The organism is Paenibacillus sp. SJS-P3 (genome assembly GCF_056711585.1).
This window is the reverse complement of the sequence record NZ_CM160043.1, coordinates 1208960-1225845: the sequence shown is the minus strand read 5'-3', so window position 1 is coordinate 1225845 and position 16886 is coordinate 1208960. Positions and strand designations below refer to the sequence as shown.

14 protein-coding genes are annotated in these 16886 nt (G+C 57.8%); 3 read left to right on the top strand and 11 right to left on the bottom strand.

The features are described from left to right. Positions 1-16 precede the first annotated feature (16 nt). The 6 genes from AC06G8_RS05520 to AC06G8_RS05495 form a co-directional block, all read right to left on the bottom strand. Entirely contained in the window at positions 17-706 is a 690-nt protein-coding gene (locus AC06G8_RS05520) for a winged helix-turn-helix domain-containing protein (RefSeq protein WP_480284654.1), read from the bottom strand. A 343-nt stretch (positions 707-1049) separates the two neighbouring features. Beyond that, positions 1050-1463, bottom strand: coding sequence for an SET domain-containing protein (locus AC06G8_RS05515; protein WP_480284653.1), 414 nt, complete (start codon positions 1461-1463; stop codon positions 1050-1052). A 210-nt stretch (positions 1464-1673) separates the two neighbouring features. Further along, positions 1674-3350: an alpha-amylase family glycosyl hydrolase gene (locus tag AC06G8_RS05510; RefSeq protein WP_480284652.1), complete on the bottom strand. Its 1677-nt coding sequence runs from the start codon at positions 3348-3350 to the stop codon at positions 1674-1676. Next, on the bottom strand, positions 3347-4189 hold the full coding sequence (locus AC06G8_RS05505; RefSeq protein WP_480284651.1) for a sugar ABC transporter permease: 843 nt from the start codon (positions 4187-4189) through the stop codon (positions 3347-3349). The genes AC06G8_RS05510 and AC06G8_RS05505 overlap by 4 nt, the downstream gene beginning before the upstream one ends. Beyond that, positions 4186-5520 (bottom strand): carbohydrate ABC transporter permease, encoded by a 1335-nt coding sequence (locus AC06G8_RS05500; RefSeq protein ID WP_447662753.1) that lies wholly within the window; start codon positions 5518-5520, stop codon positions 4186-4188. The genes AC06G8_RS05505 and AC06G8_RS05500 overlap by 4 nt, the downstream gene beginning before the upstream one ends. A 136-nt stretch (positions 5521-5656) precedes the next feature. Beyond that, on the bottom strand, positions 5657-6991 hold the full coding sequence (locus AC06G8_RS05495) for a sugar ABC transporter substrate-binding protein (protein WP_447662695.1): 1335 nt from the start codon (positions 6989-6991) through the stop codon (positions 5657-5659). Positions 6992-7438: 447 nt separating this feature from the next. Here AC06G8_RS05495 and AC06G8_RS05490 point away from each other — a divergent pair, with 447 nt between their 5' ends. The 3 genes from AC06G8_RS05490 (at position 7439) to AC06G8_RS05480 (ending at position 11752) form a co-directional block, all read left to right on the top strand. Further along, entirely contained in the window at positions 7439-8470 is a 1032-nt protein-coding gene (locus AC06G8_RS05490; protein ID WP_480284650.1) for a LacI family DNA-binding transcriptional regulator, read from the top strand. Positions 8471-8611: 141 nt separating this feature from the next. After that, positions 8612-9982, top strand: coding sequence for an MATE family efflux transporter (locus AC06G8_RS05485; protein WP_480284649.1), 1371 nt, complete (start codon positions 8612-8614; stop codon positions 9980-9982). A 318-nt stretch (positions 9983-10300) separates the two neighbouring features. After that, a complete protein-coding gene (locus AC06G8_RS05480; RefSeq protein ID WP_480284648.1) occupies positions 10301-11752 on the top strand; it encodes a serine hydrolase domain-containing protein in 1452 nt (483 codons plus the stop codon). A 364-nt stretch (positions 11753-12116) separates the two neighbouring features. Here the strand turns inward: AC06G8_RS05480 and AC06G8_RS05475 are convergent, their stop codons facing one another. The 5 genes from AC06G8_RS05475 to AC06G8_RS05455 all read right to left on the bottom strand — a co-directional run bounded on the left by AC06G8_RS05475 (position 12117) and on the right by AC06G8_RS05455 (position 16849). Next, positions 12117-12686 (bottom strand): hypothetical protein, encoded by a 570-nt coding sequence (locus AC06G8_RS05475; protein WP_447662691.1) that lies wholly within the window; start codon positions 12684-12686, stop codon positions 12117-12119. Positions 12687-13082: 396 nt separating this feature from the next. Continuing rightward, entirely contained in the window at positions 13083-13943 is an 861-nt protein-coding gene (locus tag AC06G8_RS05470; RefSeq protein ID WP_447662690.1) for a glycerophosphodiester phosphodiesterase, read from the bottom strand. Continuing rightward, positions 13940-14776: a carbohydrate ABC transporter permease gene (locus AC06G8_RS05465; protein WP_480285391.1), complete on the bottom strand. Its 837-nt coding sequence runs from the start codon at positions 14774-14776 to the stop codon at positions 13940-13942. Before AC06G8_RS05465 ends, AC06G8_RS05470 begins: the two co-directional genes overlap by 4 nt. A 100-nt stretch (positions 14777-14876) precedes the next feature. Continuing rightward, positions 14877-15752, bottom strand: coding sequence for a carbohydrate ABC transporter permease (locus AC06G8_RS05460; RefSeq protein WP_447662689.1), 876 nt, complete (start codon positions 15750-15752; stop codon positions 14877-14879). Beyond that, positions 15749-16849, bottom strand: a complete 1101-nt coding sequence (locus AC06G8_RS05455) for an ABC transporter ATP-binding protein (RefSeq protein WP_480284647.1) — start codon at positions 16847-16849, stop codon at positions 15749-15751. Before AC06G8_RS05455 ends, AC06G8_RS05460 begins: the two co-directional genes overlap by 4 nt. Between the last annotated feature and the right edge of the window lie 37 nt (positions 16850-16886).

Here is a 16886-nt window from a genome sequence, read left to right as displayed (position 1 = left end):
CTTAACCCTCCATGGCTTAAAGTTGGGCAATGCCTCCTGGATCGGATGGTTCTCTGGTGTACAAACAACCTCCCGCTCTGCGTGATGAGATCGTGACGCTTGCCGGACCGAGCTTGGTTTTCAAACGCTTGATGAGCTTCAAGACCCCGCTCGGCTGAATAAATCCGCCCCACAGCTCGGCGGCAAGAGCATGCTTGGTAATAAGCTTTCCTTCATGCCGAATGAAGTACGCAAGCAGGCAGGCTTCCTTCTCGGAGAGCTCCACCCGGGTTTCCTTTCCATCGCCTACCCAGCACTGTTCGGGATGAAAAATCATTCCGCAGCCTACATCCATGACACCGCCGGCAAACGAAGCCGAGGACTCGCCCGCCCATTCAAATGCAGAGCGATCCTCCTCTGGCAACGGCGGATAGTCGGGGGGCGGCTGATGAAGAATTTGTCTGACTCCCGCAACATGGGCCATGGCGGCTACTTCGTCGGACAGCGGCTCAGGAACCATCAGGTAGGTTTCGATGCCAAGCTCCAGCAAACTCTTGAGATGACTCCATTCCTCCTCTCCCATACGGTCTACGACGAAAATGACAAGGGTGTACTCTCCTTCCTCCAGCAGCTTGCTGGCCGAATAAAGCATGCAGACGGCTTCGCGAAACAATCGGCACAAAAACTGTCCCTTCTCGAATCGGTCTGTGACCACGGCGATGGGCATCTTTCGACTCCCTTCTTCGGCTCGCCGGCTTAGTCCGTTCTCTTTGACGCCGCAGCGGCCTTCTATGTTCCTCTCTCAACATAAATTTTTTTACTAATAATGTTAATAGGACCAAAAAATCAATTTCAATGAAATCAAGTTCTAAAGTAGTAGATGCGTAAATAAAAACATATTGTTAAATAATGGATTAGAAATTCCGAAGATCGACCTCGTTCTCTGCCGGTGACCAAAACGCAAGCCGAAAAGGCGCAAAGCGGCGATGTTACGCCTGCCGTGCACCATTTCCAGGGATACGATAAGTCTTTCCTAAACCGTTATTTCGAGCGGAGGGTTCTTCACGGCATTATTTCGCTTCTTTGTCGTCCTCTTCGCCTTCCTCATCCTCTTCCATGAACCAGAGCGGGTCCATGTTGTCCTCTTCGCCATTGTAGTTGATGAATACTTCCTCGCCGGCCTTGATGTCCGTATAGGCGAAGAAATCGAAGCAGTGGGTGTCGAAGTTGATATCATACGTGGCGTTGGGCGTATACGAGTGATTGAACAGGCTGCCGTATCCGAGCAGAATCGCCGTATGGTTGGCGCCGTAGTTATAGACATAATCATCGAGGATCGTTTTTTCGATATGCTCGTGATCTTCATTGGGATAGGGAATGACGGGCGCGACATGGATCAGCTCGCCCTTCTTGATATCCTGCGTGGCGAATACGCCCCGCCGGAATTCTCCCCCGCTGATCGGCGAGGTTTTAACTTCGAGCATGCCTGTCACCTGAGCCTTCCAAAATGGATTGATGCCGGACGCCAACCGCGCGATGAGGCTGCGATTGGGCGATGAAAGGACCGGCTTGAATGCCTAATTGTACCTTATTGTCCCATGATCGGCAAATACGGGCAGGACCGCAGGCGCCAAGCGCCTGCGGTCCTGTCTGTGCCTATGCTGGCATGATCATTGATATAAAAGCGAATTTATTCATTTCAGCACGACGGTGCTGTAAGGCGCCAACTCCAGCGAACCTCCGGACAGCTTGCTCTCCGGCGAGGTCGCGTGAGCGACGGCGGCAAAGGCCGTTGCCGTCGCCTCGTCCAGCTGCACCTTCCGGGCGGTGCCCTTCAGGTTGTGGACGACGAGCACGCGATCCTTGGCGGTCAGACGCTCGTAGGCTTCGATGCCGTCACCCTTTACGGTCGAAGGAGCAATTCCGCCATCCCGCAGAGCGGGCTCGGCGACACGCCACTCGATCAGCGTCTTGTACAGGCTCAGCAGCGAGGAAGGATCGTTCTCCTGCTCCTCGACCGTGACGCCCGAGGAGGCAGGGTTAGCCAGATCCTTCTGCCAGGCCGTCTGGCCCTTGCCGCTGCCGGCCGAATGCCAGCGCATCGGGAGCCGCTTGAATTCATCCCGCCCGGCGCCTTTCATGCCGAGCTCGTCGCCGTAGTAGACGAACGGGCTGCCCGGCAGCGTCAGCTCGATCTGCGCAGCCAAGCGTGCATGCTCCGGACTGCCGGCCACGCTGGCCAGCCGGTCGAAGTCGTGGTTGCCGATGAACAGGCCGTCCACGAAGGAGCCGCCCGAGCTTTTTCCGTACGCCTTGTAGACACGCTCCAGGCTGCCGGCGATGTCCGGCGCGCGCTCGGCGGCGACCGCACTGCGGATGGAGTCGTTCAAGTTGAAGTTGAAGGACGAATCGAAGGCATGATCGAGATAAGGCGCGATCGTTCCCGGACCGTCCCACACCTCGCTGATGAGATAGGCGTCCGGGTGCTTCTCCATGATGCCCGTCCGGAATTCCTGCCACCACTTCTTGTTCTTCGCCTCTGTCTGCGGATCGGACTTGGAGGTGTTGAAGTCATCGTAGATATGCTTGGCCGCGTCGATGCGGAAGCCGTCCACGCCTGCGCTGAGCCAGAAGTCGGCGATCGAGATCATCTCGGCGCGCACATCGGGATTGTCGTAGTTCAGGTCAGGCATGCCTTCCCAGAATACGCCCAGATAATGGCTGCCGTTCTTCTCGTGCCAGGCTTGGCCGTTGGTCGCGCTCACCGCTGCCGGATTCTCGATGCCTTTGTCCTCGGCCCATGTATACCAGTCCCGGTACTTGCTGGACTTTCCTTTGGCGGAGTCGATGAACCACGGATTCTCGATGCTGCTGTGGTTCGCGACGAGATCCATGATGACCTTGATGCCGCGCTTGTGGGCCTCGTCCAGCAGGCGCTTCATATCGTCCATCGAGCCGTAATCCTTGTTGACGGCACGATAGTCCGTCACATCGTAGCCGTGGTAGCTCGGAGACGGATTGATCGGCATGAGCCAGATGCCCTCCGCTCCAAGCTCCTTCACATAGTCCAGCTTCTCGGTGACGCCGTTCAGATCGCCGATGCCGTCTCCGTCGCTGTCATAGAACGAGCGGACGAAGATTTCGTACCATACCGTGGAGGGCTGCTCGTCTACGGCAGCTGCAGCCGGGGAGGCAGCGGGAGAGGGAGCCGGAGACTTGCTCGGAGCAACTGCGGCTCCGCCCGCATTTTCCTGCGTATTTCCCTTGCCCCCCGGCTCGGCTCCGGAATTCGTGCCGGATCCGGATTCGCAGCCGGACAGCACGGATGCTGCCAGGATGCTTGCCGCAAGCCACTTCGGCCAGCTCCTCATCCTTTGCTTGCTCCTGCGGTAAGGCCGTCGACGAAGAAGCGCTGCATGAACATGAACAGGATGGCGATCGGAGCCGCGATCAGCACGGAAGCAGCCGCGAACAGCGTGAAGTTGCTGTTCTGCATGGAAGAGATCTGCTCGTACAAGCCGACCGCCACCGTGAAGTTTTCCCGGGAGCGGAGAACCATTTTCGCGAAGATGAAGTCTACCCAAGGACCGACGAACTGCGTCAGCGCCAGGTAGGCCAGCATCGGCTTCGAGAGCGGCAGCATGATCCGGAAGAAGATGGTGATATTGTTCGCTCCGTCAATCCGTGCGGCCTCGTCGAGCGACCTTGGGATCGTATCGAAAAATCCTTTGGCCAGGAAGGCGCCCATGATAGGGGCTCCCATGGAATAGACGAGCACGAGCGCGAAATGCGTATCCATCAGGTTCATCGACTTGAGCAGGATGTACAGGGCGATCAGGCTCATGAAGCCCGGGAACATGCCCAGCACGAGGACGACCGAAAGCACGTTCTGGCGCCCCTTGAAACGGAACCGCGAGACGGCGTAGCCGGTAAGCAGCACGAGCAGCGTGCCGAGCACCATCGTCATCAGCGCGATCTTGAGCGTGTTCATGTACCAGTCCGCGAACAGGAAGCTCTTGGAGGTGAACAGCTCCCGGTAGTGGTCCAGGGTGAATCTTTCCGGAATCAGCGTTTTGCTGTACAGGGATTTGCCCGGCCGGAAGGAAGCAAGAACGACCCAGACGGTCGGGTAAAGCACGCATACGCAGGAAATGACGAGAAACAGGTAGCTGAAGGAAAGCCGGAAGATTTTGCTTGTTTTACGGTTCATTGGATCATGTCCTCCTCCCGGAACGAACGGGTTCTGCGGTAATTATAGATGGAGATCGACGCGACCAGGATGAAGATGATGATGCCGATAGCCGAAGCGAAGGCGTATTGGTTCTGATTGAGAGTCAGCTTGTAGAGCCAGGTGACGAGCAGGTCGGTCGCGCCTGCATACTGATAGTCGCCTTTGACCGGATTGCCGTCGGTAAGCAGGAAGATCGCGTTGAAGTTGTTGATGTTGCCCGCGAACTGGGTGATCAGGATCGGCCCTGTCGAGAAGAGCACCATCGGCAGCGTGACGATGCGGAACTTCTGCCACATGCTCGCTCCGTCGACCTCGGCGGCTTCGTACATATCCTTCGGAATGGTCGTCAGGATGCCCATGATCAGCAGCATGGAGACCGGGATGCCGACCCACATGTTGACGATGATGACGGTCGCCTTGGCCCACATCGGATCGGTCAGCCACGGCACCCTGCCAAGTCCGAAGTAGCCGAGATATTGGTTGATCGGGCCGAACTGCCCATTGAAGAGGTTGCGCATGACGAGCAGGGAGATCATCTGCGGGATGGCGTACGGGAGAATCAGGATCGTGCGCCACAGTCCCTTGAGCTTGATATCGGATTGCTGGATGATCAGCGCGACGAGGAAGCCGCCGAAGTAGGTCGTGACCGTCGAAAGCACGGCCCAGATAATCGTCCAGATGAAGACGCCGTAGAACGTATGGCTCCATGTCTTCAGCGTGACGAGCTTCTTGAACGTGTCGAAGCCCACCCAGTCGACCAGGCTCGCCGGCGGAAGGTGGTTGGGCGCGGAGAAGTTCGTGAAGGCGAGCATGATCATGAAGATGATCGGCATGACGGTGAGGAACAGGACGCCGATGCCGGGAATGACCAGGAACGCTTCGGCGAACTTGTTGTCTCGGATATAGGCAAGGGATTGGATGAAGCTGTTCGGCTTGCGCCCGGCTTCGATCTGGGAACCCACTTTGTAGGCGTCTTTGATATTGAGAACGTAGATGAGCACGAACAGTGCAAACAGCAAGAGGACAATCAAGCCATCGATCAGCAGGATGGTCGAGTTGTCTCCCATGATTTTCTTGCCGATGTTGCGTTTGGTTTCGCCCAGCGTCCAGATTCCCCAGACGGCATGGCCGAGCTTGCTCGTAAAGAACGGTACAGCTGCCGCTTCGACGGCGAGCAGAATGAGTCCCTTGATCCATTGCCGGTTATAGAGCTGGCCGAGGCCCGCGCACAGCAGAGACAGCAGGGCTGCCATTCTTCCGCGCGTAGACGCCTGCGGCTTCTCTGTTTGTACAGCCGGTTGATAAGACATCATGCTTCTCTCCTTCTCCTAAAATGAAGGTTCACGCCTTCCGCGCGCACGGATGCGCGCGGGCGGCGTGAACCTTTCTTTTGTGTATTTCTATATCTGTCTGTCTGCTTAGCCTCGGCCGTGACCGAGGAGAGCTTTAGCCGTTGCTTGCGATGAGCTCTTCGATTTGCTTTTTCGCGTTGTCGAGAGCAGCCTTAGGATCCTTGTTGTCGTTCCATACGGTCGTGAACGCAGCTTCCATCGGAGACCATACGTTGTTCATTTCCGGAATGTTAGGCATCGGCTGGGAGTTCTTGAACTGCTCCATGAAGCCGCTCACGTACTCGTCGCCCGTAATTTGCGGATCGGCTTGAGCTTCCTTGTTCGTCGGAATGGAACCGACCTTGGAGTTCAGCAGCAGCTGGGCTTTCTTGTCGGAAGCGAACTCGGCGAACAGCTTGGCAGCGTTCGGGTATTGGCTGTAGGAGCTGACGTACCAGGCTTTGATGCCGGAGAAGGATACGGCCGGCTTGCCTGCGATCATCGGGATCGGAGCTACGCCGAGCTTGTCGCCGAGCGCTTCTTTGTATGTGCTCAGTTCCCAAGGACCGTTGATGTCCATTGCCACGTCGCCGCCGGTGAACAGGCCGCGCTTGATGTCAGGGTTCACGTCGCCGGTTTTGATCGGCAGGATCGCCTTCAGGCTTTGGTAGACTTTCATGCCTTCCAGGGCGCCTTCGTTGTTCATGCCGAGATCCGCCTTGTCGGTGCCGTTGCTGCCGAACAGGTAGCCGCCGGCGGATGCGATGAACGGATAGTTGAAGTAAGTATTGCCTGCTTCCCACATGAGGGCGTATTTGTTTTTAGCCGGATCGTTCAGCTTGGAAGCCAGGGCGATGACGTCGTCGAAGCTCTTTGGAGCTTCTGGAACGAGCGATTTATTGTAGTACAGGGCATAGGTTTCCGCAGCGCGCGGGTAGCCGTACAGAACGCCGTCGTAGCTTACGCCTTGAATGGAGTTTTCCGTGTTGTTCGCGGTCGTTTCCGCACCGAACTCTTCGTTCGGCAGGATCATTTGTCCCGTCACCGCGCGGCCGAGGTGGTCATGCGGGAATACGATGACATCGGCGCCGACGCCGGTAGGACCGTCCGTCTGGAGGCGGGTTACCTGATCTGTCGTAGCGACTTCGTCGATCTTGACCGGAATGTTGTATTTCGCGGTGAATTCCTTGGCGATCTCGTCGGTGAAGGGTCTCTCTTCTTTACTTTCCCATACGAGAAGGCTCGCTCCCTCTTCAGGCTGGATGGCCGGAGCATCGGCCGTGTCTCCGCCTGTGTTTCCTGCAGCGTTGGCTGCCGGTTCGTTGACGGCTCCCGTATTGGTTTCCGTGCCTGCATTGCTGCTGCTATCGTTGCCGTTGCCGCATGCGGCCAATGATACGGACAAGGTGCATACCGTCGCGAAGGCGGCGAGTTTTTGCCATCTGTTCATTTTTTACTGATCCCCTTCCAGCTGGTTCGTTGATATTCCGATTGCGTCCTCCTGCACTCCACAAAAAAAGGCGTTCATACGTTGGCATTTCCCTACAAAAGCGCAAACGTTTGTACGGAAGAAGAGTCTTCTTACCTTTAAAATGCCGATTTCCGAACGATTGCCTGTTTGAAAGCGCTTCAAGTCAATCGGATTGATTCCATCATACCTGCCGCCTCATTCTCTTGTAAAAACGTTTGCACTCTTGTTTTCGGGCAATTTCGTTGGGAAACCTTTGGGAAACCGGTTTTTCTCTCCCTTATTCTTAGGTTTCCTTCTATTTCCTTCAAATTGCTGTAGCGGGATAACAATCCACCAATAACAGGAAGAACCTAGCTTGCATTTTTTTTGCTTCACGCTTACAATTTGCTTGATCCTCACACAAACGTTTGCGCAGGTGACAAGATAATGAACATAACGATCATTGATGTGGCCAAAGCAGCCGGAGTGTCGCCTTCGACCGTATCGAGGGTCATATCCGGCAGCACGAGAATAAGCGCAGCGACATCGAAAAAGGTCAAGGAAATCATGGAGGAGCTGGGCTATCACCCGAACGCCATGGCCAAGAACCTCGTCTCCCGGACGACCATGACGATCGGATTGCTGCTTCCCCGCAATGCCGACGAGGCCTTCCTCGACATTTTCTTCCCGGAGGTTACGCGCGGAATTCTCAGCCAGGCGAACCGCTCCGGCTATGATCTGCTGCTCAAGACCGGCATGACGGAATGCGAGGAAGTCGAAGCCGTGACCAAGCTGGTCAAGGGCAGGCGGGTCGACGGCATCATCCTGCTGCAATCGCGCAGCAAGGACGCGGTCGTCCGCTTCCTTCACGAAGAGAAATTCCCGTTCGTCCTGATCGGGCGGACGCCCGAATTCCCCGATATCATGACCGTGGACAACGAAAACCGGCAAGCCGCCTATGACGTCACCAGGCATCTGCTGCAGCAAGGCCATACGCGGATCGGCTTCGTCGGGGGACCGCTGGAGATGGTCGTCTCATCCGACCGGTTCGAAGGCTACCGCTCCGCCATGCAAGAAGCCGGAATCGAGCCCTGTCCCGACTGGTATCATATCGAAGCCTCCAAGCTCAAGGATGACGGCTACCGCGTCATGTCCATGCTCATGGGCACTCCGGAGCGGCCGACCGCGCTCGTCGTCATGGACGATCTCGTCGCGTTCGGCATCCTGAGCTCGCTCAGCGAGCTCGGCTACAACGTGCCGCAGGATATGGCTATTTTCGGCTTCAACAACAACCCGATGTCGCCGGTATCCTCGCCGCCGGTCAGCTCCGTCGATATCGGCGTCTACCAGCTTGGCTTCACGGCCGCGCAGGCGCTGGTCGGCGCGCTCAAAGGGCAGCCGCAGGAGCGCAGAACCATCGTCCCGCATCGCCTCATCGCCCGGGAATCTTCCATGCACTGGATCAGCCCCAAATCCTGATTATTGTGGTACAATACGAAGACCTGCCTTTTCATGGCAGGTCTATTTTTATGAGCAGACACTTTTTCACCAGGCTGTTAAGTTGGCATCGGCAACATACGCCCCCGTGTCGCAAGGCTCCATCGGAGGTTACGAATCGCTATGATGCACCATGCTCCAACCCTTCGCGGCAAAATCCTTCTCTTCCTGACCATTCTCGGACCGATTGTCATTACGCAGGTCAGCTACACGGCCATGAGCGTGCTCGATACGATGATGTCCGGACGGGCCGGCACGAACGACCTGGCCGGCGTCGCGGTCGGCTCCAGCCTGTTCATGCCGATCATGACCGGGATGAACTCCATCCTGTTCGCCGTCACGCCGATCATCAGCCAGATGATGGGCCGCGGCCAATCGGAAGGCATTTCCCGGCCCGTCGTGCAATCGCTGTACTTGTCGCTGCTGATGACCATTCTTATCGCGATAGCCGGCTTCTTCGCCGTCGAGCCCGCGCTCGGCCTGATGGGACTTGACGCCGAAGTGCACCGCATAGCCAAGCAGTACCTGATCGGGCTTTCCATCGGGCTCGTGCCGCTGTTCGGCAGCTATGTGCTCCGTTACTTCTGGGAGGCGCAAGGCTATACCCGGCTGACGATGGCGATCATGCTGACCGCCATTCCGCTGAATGCCCTGCTGAACTACGGCCTCATCTTCGGACACTTCGGACTGCCCCGGCTCGGCGGTGTCGGCTCCGGGTACGCGACCGGCATCACCTATTGGTTCGTGTTCGGCGTCAGCGTCTGGATGACGTTCCGGATGGAGGCGCTGCGGATCCACCGGATGTTCGCGCGCTGGTACGCCCCATCCTGGAAAGCTTGGAAAGAGCTGCTCGGCATCGGCGTGCCCATGGGACTGTCCACCTTCTTCGAGGCGAGCATCTTCTCGGTCGTCACGCTGCTCATGGGCGGCATGTTCAGCACAGTTGCCATCGCGGCGCATCAGGCGACGCTCAACTTCTCGTCGCTGCTGTTCATGGTTCCGCTCAGCATCTCCATGGCGCTCACCATCATGGTCGCCTATGAAGCCGGAGCCGGAAGGCAGAAGCATGCCCGCCAGTATGCGATGCTCGGCGTCAGCCTCGCTGTCGGCTTGATGGGAACCGCAGCGGTCCTTCTCTACTTCTTCCGCTCGGCGGTCGCGAATCTGTACACCCAGGAGCCGGAGGTCGCCTCCATGATGGTCACCTTCCTGCTGTTCGCGATCCTGTTCCAGCTGTCCGACAGCTCTCAGGCTTCCCTGCAGGGAGCCCTGCGCGGGTACAAGGATGTGACGATTCCGTTCGTGGTCGCGTTCGTCTCCTACTGGATCATCGGCATACCGCTCGGCTACGGCTTGGCGAGATGGACGGATCTCGGTCCATACGGCTTCTGGGTCGGCATCACCGCCGGCCTGACGTTCGCCACGATCGGCTTCGCGGTCCGCTTGCGGCATATCCAGAAGCCGGGCAGGCTGGCGGCGGCGTCGCAGGCTTGATTCCTGCATGAAAATAAGCGGCAGTTCAGGACGCTATCGTCCCGGCTGCCGCTTTTTGACGTCCATCGGAGGCGTCATCGGCTGTGCGCTTCTACTATGAGACAATAGGCGGGCTGCATGCCGAATCGGCTCTGATTCCTCCGCAAATGCGCTTTACACAATTATCCAATTGCGATACCATTCTTGCTAGGACCCGCCGCAAATGCAGACATCGTTGCCCGGCATGAGGCTTGCCGGAACCGCTTGGATCACTCGATTTGAAAACGCATTCAATTCTGCGTCATTCGTTTTTCATTTTCAGTTGGGGAGGAATCGAACATGGACAATTACGTTCGTCTGCCAAGAACGACACCGGAAGCGCTCGGCATTCCGTCCGCTGCGGTCATCGGATTCCTGGATGCCGTTCAGGAACGGCAGCTGGAGCTGCACAGCTTCATGCTGCTTAGGCGCGGACAGGTTGCCGCTGAAGGCTGGTGGGCGCCGTATCGGCCGGAATACCCTCATATGCTGTTCTCGCTCAGCAAAAGCTTCACGTCGACTGCGATCGGACTCGCGGAAGCGGAAGGGCTGCTGTCGGTCAACGACCCGGTCATCGGCTTCTTTCCGAACGAAGCGCCCGAATCGGTATCGGACAACCTCGCCGCAATGGAAATCCAGCATCTCCTCATGATGGGGACGGGGCATGCCGCCGACGTGACCGGCAGCGTGCAGAAGGACGACAACTGGGTCAGAGGGTTTCTGCGGGAGCCGGTCGAATACGCCCCCGGCACGCACTTCGCCTACAACAGCGCGGCGACTTACATGCTCGCCGCCATTGTTGAGCAGGTCACCGGCCAGTCCCTGCTGACGTATCTGAAGCCGCGTCTGTTCGCTCCGCTCGGCCTGTCGGAAGGAACATGGGAAACATGTCCGCGCGGTATCGCAACCGGCGGCTGGGGCCTGAACTTGACGACCGAGGACATCGCCAAGTTCGGCCAGCTGTATTTGCAGCGCGGGGAATGGGAAGGCGAGCAGATCTTGCCCGCAGCTTGGGTCGAGAAGGCGACGAGCTTCCAGATCAGCAACGACGACGGCCGAGCCAACGACTGGACGCAAGGCTACGGCTATCAGTTCTGGCTCTGCCGTCACGGCGCCTACCGGGGCGACGGCGCATTCGGCCAGTATTGCGTTGTCATGCCGGAGCAGGAGGCGGTGCTCGCCATCACTTCCGGAGTAGCCGATATGCAAGCCGTGCTGGACATCGTATGGGATAAGCTGCTGCCTGCCCTGTCCGGCAGCGGCTTGGAGCCGGAAGATGCGGTGCAGGCTGAGCTCGCCGAGCGGCTGAAGGATCTGCGCATCGATCCGCCGCAGGCTGAGACATCCTCCCCGAATGAAGCTCAGCTGGAAGGGAAGATCTTCCATCTGGAGCCGAACGAGCTGGAGTTCGGAACCATTGAGCTTCGCTTCGCAGGCCAAGGCGCCGAGCTCGTGCTCGGCATCAGCGGCCACGATGATCAGGCGGTCCGCTTGGGACGCGGCAAGTGGGAGGCATCCCGCATTTGCCTCGGCCAAGTCAAGCAAGGCGCCGAACAGCGCGTGGAAGGCAGCTTCGCATGGAAGGATTCCGATACGCTGCGCATTGAATTGATGCTCGTGGAGACGCCGTTCACGTATGGTTTTGAATGCCGCCTGGACGGGGAAGCTCTTGAGCTGCAGTTCTCGGCCAACGTCGGCTGGGAGCCCGGCAAGGTTCTGAAGATCATCGGCCATGCGGCTGCGATTGCCTGAGCGGAGTTCGCAGCCGCTCGGTTTTGGCCAACAAGCTTCAAGCTGAGCCATGCGATCCTTGGCAGGCAATCCATCCTCAAGAAAAAGGCAGCCGTTCATTCGAGGCCACTGAAAAGTAGCGTAAGGCGCGAAATCGTTCTGGAGAAACGGATGTGGTCGCCTTTGTCCCCGGATTTCTATCGTTAAAAGCGGCAGAAATCAGAGAAATCTGGGGACAACAGCGATCGGAAGAATGATTTCCGTCTGCAGCGACACATTTTCAGTGGCCTCGTTCATTCGGCTGCCTTTTTCGGCATCTTTTCAGATCGGGTAGCGGGATACCCGGATGGAGTTGAACTTAAGACGATCACCTCTTATAGGTGGCTTATTTCCTCGAATACGCGTACAAAATCATCCCCGAATAACTTATATGGAATCCCTTTTCAATTTTGCGGTACTCCTCCGAATTTATGCCGACTGCAAAATCCGAACCTGGTCCAAATCCTGTTGAACCGACTTCTATTTCTTTTCCCGTAAGGTCGGTTAGTAGAAAATCACTCGAAGAGCCTGCCGATGTATAAGTTCCTTTTTCTTTATCAATGAGCATATTATGCAGAAAATTTCCGCTATCATAATCCGGCTCATAGGTAGTATGGAAACTGAAATAAATATCATCTCCTCTATTCCATACTTGCTGAAGGACAATATTTGTTTGATGGCTCTCTGAGATTTTCAAATTCAATTTCTGCGGCTCCTCCGTTTCAGGAGGAATCCATTCCGGTTTGATAAAAAAATCAATCTTGATACGTGCTGCCTCTTGTACGGAATAGTCCTTATCCTCTACTATATTCTGCATGATTCTCTGATTCGAAAAATGATTGTTATAATAATCAAGCCAGCTGTAACCGCCAATAAAGAGAATCATAGCAATCAGAAAAAAAGATCTATTTTTCATAGCTTAATCAGGCCTCCAATCCTTTCTCACGAAAACGGAATAGGGAATAGTCGAAGCCAACCATCCGCCTGAAATTGGAATCGCTTCTATAATTCGGCTCTTCCAAGGAACTGTCCTGCACTGCTCAATAATATGGGGACGTCCCAATAGAAAGAACGCTTGATTATCCAACCTCCTTCCCATTCAAGAAGCTGCTCTTAGCCCGGGCTCCTTCCAGCAGGACGCGGTCGGAGGCGCCGGCACAGCGGTCAACAAGGGGTCCGGCAAGCGCAAGCGGAGCCGGTCCAGGAAGTCCTGACCACAGCCGTCTGCCAGGCCCGCAGATGCGGTCCTCCCTCCGGAATCAGAAAGAGCCCTGCGGCGGAATCATTCCGCCCGCAGGGCTCTTTCTCTTGTCTACAAGGAAGGATCGTTGGCAATGACGCCGTCAACTCCCTTTCCGATCGCCTGTTCCATTTCCCTTCGGCCCGATATCGTCCAGACCATGACGCGGCCGCCGGCCTCGTGGATGTCCTTCACGACTGCGGCATCAGCGAGGCTCGACTGGATATTGACGGAGCTGAACTCCTTCCCCAGCGCCTTCCAGTCGATTTCAACCGCAGCTGCGGGCTTCTCCGTCTCCGTCTCCGGCTCCCGTACGAGAGCCGCCGCCGGAATTTCCGGCAGCCGCCCGTGCACGCGCCGCAGCGCTTCGAGGTCGAAGGACTGGAGCGTGAGCTCTCCGCGTCCTGCATAAGGCTCAAGCAGCCGGACCAGCTCATCTTCCATGCCGGGATAGAGCTCCGGATCCTTCAGCTCGACGAGCAAGCCGATCCGGCCGAGGAAGCGGTCCAGGACATCCTTCAGCTCGGGAATCCGCTCCCCCGCGAACTCCTCGCCGAACCAGCGTCCGGCATCGAGCTGCCGAAGCGCAGCGAGGTCATAGTCCTGCACGCGGCCTTCCGCGCCGGTCGTCCGCTTCAGCGCTTCGTCGTGGATGACGACGAGCGCGCCGTCCCGGCTTTGGCGGATGTCGAGCTCCAGCCAGTCGGCTCCATGGCGGCGGGCCAGCTCGAAGGCCGCCATCGTATTTTCCGGCGCGCCGTGCGACGCTCCCCTATGGGCGACGACGAGCACCGGGTGGCGCTGCGGAACCGTGGCGGAGATGAGCAGCAGCGAGCATGACGCCAGCAGGGCAAGCCTCGACACTCTGCCCGTCAGCCAGCCGGGCAGCCGTTCCGGCAGCCGGCTCCATGAAAGCCTATGCTCCCGTTTCATTTGACCCCGTTATATACAAAAGCCTGGATGATATGCCGCTGAGAGGCGAAAAAGACCGCGAGAATCGGAGCGACAAGGATGAGATTGCCCGCCATGAGCACGTTCCAGGTCGCGACTCCCTCTACTTCACGGATTTTGGCGATAGCCAGCGGCAGCGTGCGGGCCGTCTCGTTCGTCGTCATGACGAGCGGCCAGAAGTAATCGTTCCAATGCGCGATGAAGCTGAACAAGGCGAACGTCACGAGCACCGGCTTGACCATCGGCACCATGAGGCGCAGGATGATCCGGCCCTCGGTGGCCAGATCAAGCCGCGCCGCCTCGATCAGCTCGTCGGGAATCTGCATGAACGCTTGGCGGAGCAGGAAGATGCCGAAAGCGCTGGAGGAGAATGGCAGAATGAGGCCCAGATGCGTGTTGAGCAGGTTGAAGGCGCTCAGCTCCAGATAGACGGGGAGGAAGATCAGCTGCGCCGGAATCATCAGCGTGACCATCACGACGCCGAACAGCAGCTTTGATCCGGCGAACCGGTACCGGGCGAACGCATAGGCGGCCGGAATGATCGTCAGCATCTGGAGCAGAAGGATGCCGAGGGCGATGACGATGCTGTTCCATGCATAACGCTGGAACGGTCCTGTATTCCAGGCTGCCGTGTAATTCTCCCAGATGAAATTCCGGGGAATCCATACGGGCGGGAAAATCATCGTTTCCGGCAGCGTCTTGAACGACGTGGAGATCATCCATGCGAACGGCATGGCGAATACGAGCACGAGCAGCAGCATGCAGACCCGGTTGAAGCCGGCAAGCAGCAGCCTGCCGGATGCCGCCAGCCGCATGCGGGCACGCGGCTCCGACTTGGCCGCTCCAGCCGCGGGCTTGCCGAGACCCAGCTGAGCCTGCTGGATTCCTTCCTTCATTGGATGCACTCCTTTCTGTTCAGCGATAGTGGACTCTGGCGGACAGCAGGCGGAAGTACAGCAGCGTCAGGACGCCGACGATGAGCAGCAGGATGACTCCCGCGGCAGAGGCGTATCCGATCTTGAAAAAGCGGAAGCCGTATTCATAGATGTAGTACACGAGCGTATTGGTCGCATTCACGGGACCGCCTCCGGTCATGATCGCAATCGTCTCGAACACCTGGAACGATCCGATCATGTTGATGACGACCAGGAAGAATATTGTTGGCGACAGCATCGGCAGCGTCAGCCGCCGGAACGTAGTCAGAGGCCGCGAACGGTCGAGCGAAGCGGCTTCGTAGATGTCCGCCGGAATGCTCTGCAGGCCGGCGATGAACACGAGAGCGTTGTAGCCGATCCCTTTCCAGACAGCCACCAGGACCAATGAAAGCAGAGCCGTGTCGGGATGCGACAGCCACTGAAGCCCGCCGATGCCCGCCCAGCCCAGGATGCCGTTCAGCAGTCCGTATTCCGGATCCATCAGCCAGCTCCAGAGCAGCGAGATCGAGACGAGCGAGATGATATGCGGCGTGAATATCGCTCCCTGCACGAAGCCATGGAACCAGCCGCTGCGGTTCAGCCACAGTGCGAGCAGCAAGGAGATGCCGGTCGTCAGCGAGACGACAAGCGCGGTGTACAGCGAAGTGTTGCCGAGCACCTTGCGGAAATCCTCGTCCGCCAGCAGCTCCCGGAAGTTGGCCAGCCCGACGAAGGCCTTGTCGGGACTGACGAAGTTCCAGTCGAAGAGGCTGAGGTAGATCATGTAGAAGATGGGATAGATGAAAAACAGGGAGAACACGAGGATGGCCGGCGCGACCATGCCATAGGGGCGAAGCTTGTCCCAAGCGGTCGTCATGATCGATCTCCGGCTCCGGCCGCCGTCAGCATCTCACCGCCTGCGGCCTCCTTCCACCCGTTCAGGCTGCAGTCGACCCGATTCCCTCGGACATCGAAAGCATGCAAAGCCTCGGCCGGGATGGCGGCAGCCGCCCATTCCCCCGTTTCGATCGGCCTCAGGAAGGTTTTGACGGAAACCAAGGTACCGCTGGCAAGCTCAAGCTGGTAGATCTGCTCCGCTCCAAGGCTTTCCCGCGTCGCGATCCGCCCCTTCAGCACGATGTCCTCCGAGCCGTCCGGCGGATTCAGCACCGCATGCTCCGGGCGGAATCCGGCATAATGGACGCCCGGCATGGCCGGAATGCCGAGTGCATGCATGTCTTGCGGCAGCAGCACATTCATGGGAGGCGTCCCGATGAACTGCGCGGTGAACAGATTGGCCGGCTGCTCATAGATCGCCATCGGACCGTCCGCCTGCTGGACGATTCCCTTGTCCATCACCACGATTTCGTCTCCCATCGACATCGCCTCGACCTGGTCGTGCGTGACGTATACGAACGTTGTCCCGAGCCGCTTGTGAAGCTGGATCAGCTCCGTCCGCATCTGGCTGCGCAGCTTGGCATCGAGGTTGGACAGCGGTTCGTCCAGTATGAACACCTTCGGCTGCTTCACCATGGCGCGGGCGAGAGCGACGCGCTGCCTCTGTCCGCCGGAGAGGCTCTGCGGCTTCTTGTCCAGATAGGGCGTCAGCCCCACAAGCTCGGAGATATCGCCGATCAGCCGCTCGCGCTCCTGCTTCGCGACTCCCTTGTTCTTGAGTCCGAACTCGATGTTGCCGCGCACGCTCATCGTCGGATAGAGCGCATAGTTCTGGAATACCATGGCTACGTCCCGCAGCCCCGGCGGCGTGTCGCTCACGCATTTCCCGTCGATCCAGATCTCGCCCTCCGTCTGCCGCTCCAGTCCGGCAACCATTCTCAGCGTCGTCGATTTGCCGCATCCGGAAGGTCCGACGAGCACCGTGAACGAACCGCTCCGGATCGTCAGATTGAGGTTCTCGATGACGGCTTCCTGCTTGAATTTCTTGCCGATGTTCCGCAGCTCGATCTGCGCCATAGGCCGCTCCCCCTTATCCTTGCCTTCAATAACCGAT